Genomic DNA, 6,293 nt, shown 5'->3' with positions numbered 1-6,293 from the left:
CGCGAGCGGGGGGGGCAGGGGCCCGAAACACGCGCGGGCCGGGGCGCGCGCCCGACCGGGGCCCCCCCCCCCCGCGCCCCCCCCCCTCGGTGGTGCCCGGCGTCCCCCCGGTCGCCGGGCGGCTCAGACGTCCCTGCTCTTCAGGGACAGCGCGCCCAGACCCAGCAGGACCACGACCCAGGCGGCGAAGACGCCCAGTCCGGGCACCACGTCCAGGTACTGCGGCTGCTCGGTGACCGCGGTGGCGTTCATCACGGCGTTGCTGAACCAGTACTCGCGGATCGTGTCGCCGCCCCAGGACTCCGGGACCAGCATGAGCAGCAGCGGCACCACGAAGATCGCGGCCAGCACGGTGGAGATGGCGCCGGCGGTGTTGCGCAGCAGCGCGCCGACCCCCAGGCCCGCCAGCGCCACGCCCACGAGCATGGCGACGTTGCCGGCCAGGGCCCGCAGCACCCCGTCGTCGCTCAGGGAGGCGCCCACGCCTTCGCGGTCCAGGAGCGCCTGGCCGGCGAGGAACGCGAGGAGCACGGCGACGGCGGACAGCACCGCGACGGACACCGCCAGGACGAGCGCCTTGGCGGCGAAGGCGCCCAGCCGGCCGGGGACGGTCACGAAGGTCGTGCGGACCATCCCGGTGGAGAACTCCCCGGCGATGACGATCACGCCGACGGCGGCGACGATCAGGGTGGCCATCTGGGCGCCCTGGAGGCTGATCGCGGTAGCGTCGACGCCCTGCGCGGCCATCTGCGGACCGATCTCCGGGTTCGCCAGGGTGCTGGCGGTGCCCCACGAGATCAGCACGCCGAGGCCGACGATCGCGACCACGGCCGCCACCATGGTCACCACGACGGAGCGCACGCTCCAGAACTTGATCCACTCGGACCTCACCAGCCCGCCGAAGCTCACCCGGTAGCGGGTGCCGGCGTACTGCGGGAAGCCCTTGACCTCGGTCGTCGCGCTCACCGCGACACCTCCTCACGGACGGGGCGGGCGTCGACGCCGGACGCCGACGGGACCGCGGTGGACGGGGCGGGGGCGGCGGCCGTCGGCGCTCCCGCGCCGCCGGCGTGGGCCTGGTACTCGACGGCGCCGGCGGTCAGCTCCATGAACGCCTCCTCCAGGGAGGCCTTGACGGTGGTCAGCTCGTGCAGGGCGACGCCGCGGGCGGCGGCCGCGTCTCCGATGCGCTCGGCGGACAGCTCCCGCACGTCGAACGACCCGTCGCCGATCGGGCGCAGCGTCCCCCCGGCCGCGCGCACCAGCTCGGTCAGCTCAGCCACCTGCGGGGTGCGCACGACCACGCCGCGCGGCTGCACCCGGTCCACGAAGGACTGCACGCTCTCGTCGGCGATGAGCCGGCCCCTGCCGATGACGACGAGGTGCTGCGCGGTCAGCGCCATCTCGCTCATCAGGTGCGAGGAGACGAACACCGCCCGTCCCTGGGCGGCGAGGTCCTTCATGAGGTTGCGGATCCACAGGATGCCGTCGGGGTCAAGGCCGTTGACGGGCTCGTCGAACATGACGGTCGACGGGTCGCCCAGCAGCGCCGAGGCGATGCCCAGGCGCTGGCCCATGCCCAGGGAGAAGCCGCCGGCGCGCTTGCCGGCCACCTCGCGCAGCCCCACCAGGTCGATGACCTCCTCCACGCGGCGGCGCGGGATGCCGGCGGTGGCGGCCATGGCCTGCAGGTGCTTGCGGGCCGAGCGCCCGGTGTGCACGGCCTTGGCGTCCAGCAGGGCGCCGACCGCGGACAGCGGGGCGTGGTGCTGCGCGAACGGCTTGCCGTCGACGAGGACGTGGCCGGCGGTGGGCCGGTCGAGGCCGACGACCATCCGCATGGTGGTGGACTTGCCGGAGCCGTTGGGGCCGAGGAAGCCCGTGACGATGCCGGGCCGGACGGTGAAGCTCAGGTCGTGCACGGCCACCTTCTTGCCGTACACCTTGCGCAGGCCGACCGCTTCGATCATGAGCTGGCCCTTCCTGGGTCGTGGGCGGGGACGACCCCGAGCCTGCCGCCCCGACCGAGCGCCGGGCATCGGCCGACCGGCTGTGCCCGGGTACGCCCGGGGGTGCACTGGGACGACGACGGCCGCGCCCCCCGGTGGTGGGGGACGCGGCCGTGATCAGCCGGGTGGCGCCGGTCAGCTCGACGCGTGGGCGTCGTCGTAGGCCTGGACGACCTCGGCGGAGATGCGGCCGCGGTCGGAGACCGTGTAGCCGTTCTCCTTGGCCCAGGTGCGCACGGCGCCGGTGTCGCGCGCCGGGCCCGAGCCCGAGCCGGACCCGGAGCGGCCCTGCCCCTTCTCGCGGGGGGCCGAGCGGCGGGAGCCGCCGCCGGTGCGGCCGCTGACCTTGCGGGCGTGCCCCACCCACGGCGCCAGCGCCTCGCGCAGGGCGCCGGCGTGCTCCTCGGAGAGGTCGATCTCGTAGTCCACGCCGTCCAGCGAGAACGTCACGGTCTCCGCCGCGTCGCCGCCGTCGATGTCGTCGACGAGAAGCACCTGAACCCTTTGAGCCATCGGGGAGCACCCTTTCGGGATCGAATCCGGGGCGCCTCGCGGGAATGCGGCCGCCGGTGGCAGTCTGGCGCCTTTCACGGATTCTTGTCAAAAAGGCGGCAGAAGACGCGCGGCGGAAGCGCGATTGTCCGCGTCAGGAAGGACCGCCGTCGGAGGCGGCCCTTTCCCGGGCGCGTTCGGCGCGGGCCCGGGCCGCCGCGGCGCGCTCGCGGCGGTCGGCGTGCAGCATCGAGCGCATCAGCAGCACGAAGAGCACGAAGAGGCCGGCGGAGGGCAGCAGCGCGGCGAGGGCGTCCACCGCACCAGGGTACGTCGGCCGCGCCGCCGCCCCCGCCGGCGCCTCAGCGCTGCTTGACCAGCGGGAAGGTGATGGTCTCCCGGATGCCCAGGCCCGTCAGGGCCATGAGCAGCCGGTCGATGCCCATGCCCATGCCGCCCGTGGGCGGCATCCCGTGCTCCTGGGCGCGCAGGAAGTCCTCGTCGACGCGCATGGCCTCGTCGTCGCCGAGGGCCGCCAGGCGCGCCTGCTCGGTGAACCGCTGGCGCTGCACCACCGGGTCGACCAGCTCGGAGTACCCGGTGGCCAGCTCGAAACCGCGCACGTACAGGTCCCACTTCTCCACCACGCCCGGCAGCTCGCGGTGCGCGCGGACCAGCGGGGACGTTTCCACGGGAAAGTCCCGGACGAACGTCGGGGATTCCAGGGAATCGGCGACGCGGTGTTCCCACAGTTCCTCGACCAGCTTTCCGTGGGTCCACCGGGCGGTGTCCACGGGAATGCCCAGGCGCTCGGCCAGGGCGAGGAGGTGCTCGCGCGGCGTCTGCGGAGTGATCTCCTCGCCCAGCGACGCCGACAGCGACGGGTACATGGAGATCGAGTTCCACTCCCCGCCCAGGTCGTACTCGCCGCCGTCGGCGAGCCGCACCACCCGTGTGCCGAACGCCTCGTCCGCGGCGGTCTGCACGAGGGTCTTCGTCAGCTCGCCGATGGAGTCGTAGTCGCCCCACGCCTGGTACGCCTCGAGCATCGCGAACTCCGGCGAGTGGGTGGAGTCGGCGCCCTCGTTGCGGAAGTTCCGGTTGATCTCGAACACCCGCTCGATGCCGCCCACGACGCACCGCTTGAGGAACAGCTCGGGGGCGATGCGCAGGTACAGCTCGGTGTCGAACGCGTTCGAGCGGGTCGCGAAGGGGCGGGCGCTGGCCCCGCCGTGCAGGGTCTGCAGCATCGGCGTCTCGACCTCGAGGAACCCGCGGTCCTCCAGGGTGCGGCGCAGCGAGCGCACCACCGCGGAGCGGGCGCGCACGTTCGCGCGGGCCTGCTCGCGCACGATGAGGTCGACGTAGCGCTGGCGCACCCGCGTCTCCTCCGACAGCTCCTTGTGCAGCACCGGCAGCGGCCGCAGCGCCTTGGCGGCCATGGCCCAGGAGCCGGCCATCACGGACAGCTCGCCGCGCTTGGAGGAGATCACCCGGCCGCGCACGAACACCACGTCGCCCAGGTCCACGTCGGACTTCCACGCGCCCAGCGCGTCCTCGCCCACGCCGTCGCGCGAGAGCATCGCCTGCAGCCGGGTGCCGTCGCCCTCCTGCAGGGTCGCGAACACCAGCTTCCCGGTGCCGCGCAGGAACACCACCCGCCCGGTCACGCCGACGACGTCGTCGGTCTCCTCACCGGGTTGCAGGTGCGCCCAGCCCTCGCGCACCTGCGCCAGGGAGTGCGTGCGGGGCACGCCGACCGGGTAGGCCTCCCCGCCCGCGGCGAGGATGCGGTCGCGCTTCTCGCGGCGGACCCGCACCTGCTCGGGCAGGTCCTCGAACTCCTCGTCGGCCCCCGCGTCCACCGGTTCCCCCTGCTGATCGCTCACCCGGCAAGGCTAGCCGCGCGCGGGGACGCCCCGGACCCGGCGACGGCGCCGCTCAGCCCTCGCCGCGGCCGACGACGAGCGGGACGTTGTCGATGAGCCGGGTGGAACCGACCCGGGCCGCCACCGCGAGCAGCGCCTCGCCGCGGTGGTGCTCCGGGACGTCGGCCAGGTCGTGCGGGTCGACCAGCGCCAGGTAGTCCACGCGGGCGGCGGGTTCGGCGACCAGGACGTCGCGGGCCGCCCGGCGCACCGCGCTGGGGCCCTCGGCGGCCGCCGCCGCACCGGCCGCCAGGGCGCGCTGCAGCACGAGCGCGACCTGGCGGTCGAAGGGCGTGAGGTAGCGGTTGCGGCTGGACATCGCCAGGCCGTCGGGTTCGCGGACGGTGGGCACGGCGACGACCTCCACGCCCAGGTCCAGGTCGCGCACCGCGCGGCGCACCAGCAGCAGCTGCTGGGCGTCCTTCTGCCCGAAGAACGCCAGGTCGGCGCGGGTCAGGTGCAGCAGCTTGGTGACGACGGTGAGGACGCCGTCGAAGTGGCCGGGGCGGCTGGCGCCCTCCAGGACGGAACCCAGCGGCCCGGCGCTGACCCGCACACCGGGCTCGCCGTCGGGGTAGACGACGTCCGGCGCTGGGGCGAACACCAGGTCCGCGCCGTGCTCGGCGGCCAGCGCCAGGTCGTCGTCCAGGGTGCGCGGGTAGCGCGCCAGGTCCTCTCCCGGGCCGAACTGCAGCGGGTTCAGGAAGACCGTCACCACGACCGAGGCGGCGCGCGAGCGGGCCCGCTCGATCAGCTGCGCGTGCCCGGCGTGCAGCGCGCCCATCGTCATGACGACCGCGACGGGCCCCTCCAGCCGCGCCCGGGCGGCGCTCAGCTCCGTGCGCGTGCGCGCGACGACCAGTTCAGCCACGGTCCTGCTGCTCCTCGCTCCGCCGGGCGCGTGCCGCCCGGGACCCCTCCTCGAACCCCGCCTCGAACTCCGACACCGCAGCCCGCACGGCGACGGCCGCCTCCGGCCCCAGCCGCCCGGCTGCGGCGGCCCGGTCGGCGGCCACCCTGGCGAGCTGCGCGTACGTCGCCGCGGTCCCCGCCCGGGCGCGCTCGTCCAGGACCCGCAGGTGCGCGGCGACGGTGCCCGCGTCGCCGCGGGCGACCGGTCCGGTCAGGGCCGCGCTGCCGGAGTCCAGGGCGCCCTCCAGGGCGGCGCTCAGCAGCGGGCGCAGGACGTCCGGCGCGGCGTCGCCGACCGCCTCGCGAGCGGCGTCCAGGGCCTGCGCCACGAGCGTCACGAGGTGGTTCGCGCCGTGGGCCAGGGCAGCGTGGTAGACGGGCCGGTCCTCCTCGGCGACGGGCACGGGCGTGGCGCCCCACTCGCGCACCAGGGCGTCGGCGATCGGCAGCAGCAGCGGCGGCACGGTGACGGCGACGACGGCCCCGCGCAGCCGGCCCAGGTCCAGGGAGGTGCCGGTGAACGTCATCGCCGGGTGCAGGGCCGCGGGCATGGCCCCGGCGGCGGTGAGCGGCTCGAGCACCGCGGTGCCGTGCAGGCCGCAGGTGTGCACCACCAGCTGCCCGGCGCGGGCGTGCGGTGCGAGGCCGGCGGCCAGCGGTCCGAGGACGTCGTCGGGCACGGCGAGGACCACGAGGTCCGCGGCGAACGCCTGCGCGGGCTCCACCCACGGCACGCCGGGCAGCAGCGCCTCGACGCGCTCGGCGGAGGTGCGGGTGCGGGCGGCGATCCCGGTGACGCGGTGGCCCGACGCGCGCAGCGCGGCGCCCAGCACGGGCCCGACGCGGCCGGCGCCGACGACGGCGACGTCCAGGCGCCCTGCGGAGTTCACCGCGGAACCCTAACCCCGTCCCGGCGCCCCCGGACGCCGGACGCCCGCCGCGACCGGGTGGT

7 protein-coding genes are annotated in these 6,293 nt (G+C 75.4%); all 7 read right to left on the bottom strand.

The genetic code is table 11. The features are described 5' to 3' along the window. Positions 1–123 precede the first annotated feature (123 nt). The 7 genes from ACRYR9_RS05545 to ACRYR9_RS05515 all read right to left on the bottom strand — a co-directional run bounded on the left by ACRYR9_RS05545 (position 124) and on the right by ACRYR9_RS05515 (position 6,231). Positions 124–966, bottom strand: a complete 843-nt coding sequence (locus ACRYR9_RS05545) for an ABC-2 transporter permease (RefSeq protein WP_432493053.1) — start codon at positions 964–966, stop codon at positions 124–126. Beyond that, positions 963–1,970 (bottom strand): ATP-binding cassette domain-containing protein, encoded by a 1,008-nt coding sequence (locus ACRYR9_RS05540; RefSeq protein WP_432493055.1) that lies wholly within the window; start codon positions 1,968–1,970, stop codon positions 963–965. Before ACRYR9_RS05540 ends, ACRYR9_RS05545 begins: the two co-directional genes overlap by 4 nt. 174 nt (positions 1,971–2,144) lie before the next feature. After that, entirely contained in the window at positions 2,145–2,522 is a 378-nt protein-coding gene (locus ACRYR9_RS05535) for a histone-like nucleoid-structuring protein Lsr2 (RefSeq protein WP_432493057.1), read from the bottom strand. A 133-nt stretch (positions 2,523–2,655) separates the two neighbouring features. Further along, on the bottom strand, positions 2,656–2,820 hold the full coding sequence (locus ACRYR9_RS05530) for a hypothetical protein (RefSeq protein WP_432493059.1): 165 nt from the start codon (positions 2,818–2,820) through the stop codon (positions 2,656–2,658). Positions 2,821–2,863: 43 nt separating this feature from the next. Beyond that, positions 2,864–4,390 (bottom strand): lysine--tRNA ligase, encoded by a 1,527-nt coding sequence (gene lysS / locus ACRYR9_RS05525; protein WP_432493061.1) that lies wholly within the window; start codon positions 4,388–4,390, stop codon positions 2,864–2,866. Positions 4,391–4,442: 52 nt separating this feature from the next. Beyond that, entirely contained in the window at positions 4,443–5,300 is an 858-nt protein-coding gene (gene panC / locus ACRYR9_RS05520) for a pantoate--beta-alanine ligase (RefSeq protein WP_432493063.1), read from the bottom strand. Continuing rightward, a complete protein-coding gene (locus ACRYR9_RS05515; protein ID WP_432493065.1) occupies positions 5,293–6,231 on the bottom strand; it encodes a Rossmann-like and DUF2520 domain-containing protein in 939 nt (312 codons plus the stop codon). Before ACRYR9_RS05515 ends, panC begins: the two co-directional genes overlap by 8 nt. Positions 6,232–6,293 lie beyond the last annotated feature (62 nt).

Source organism: Kineococcus auxinigenes (assembly GCF_050871525.1).
Classification (GTDB): domain Bacteria; phylum Actinomycetota; class Actinomycetes; order Actinomycetales; family Kineococcaceae; genus Kineococcus.
This window is presented reverse-complemented; position numbering and strand designations above follow the sequence as displayed.

Excerpts from the sequence above, each read along its gene's own strand:
- ACRYR9_RS05535 (WP_432493057.1), bottom strand. The coding sequence starts at position 2,522 with ATGGCTCAAAGGGTTCAGGTGCTTCTCGTCGACGACATCGACGGCGGC.
- ACRYR9_RS05540 (WP_432493055.1), bottom strand. The coding sequence starts at position 1,970 with ATGATCGAAGCGGTCGGCCTGCGCAAGGTGTACGGCAAGAAGGTGGCC.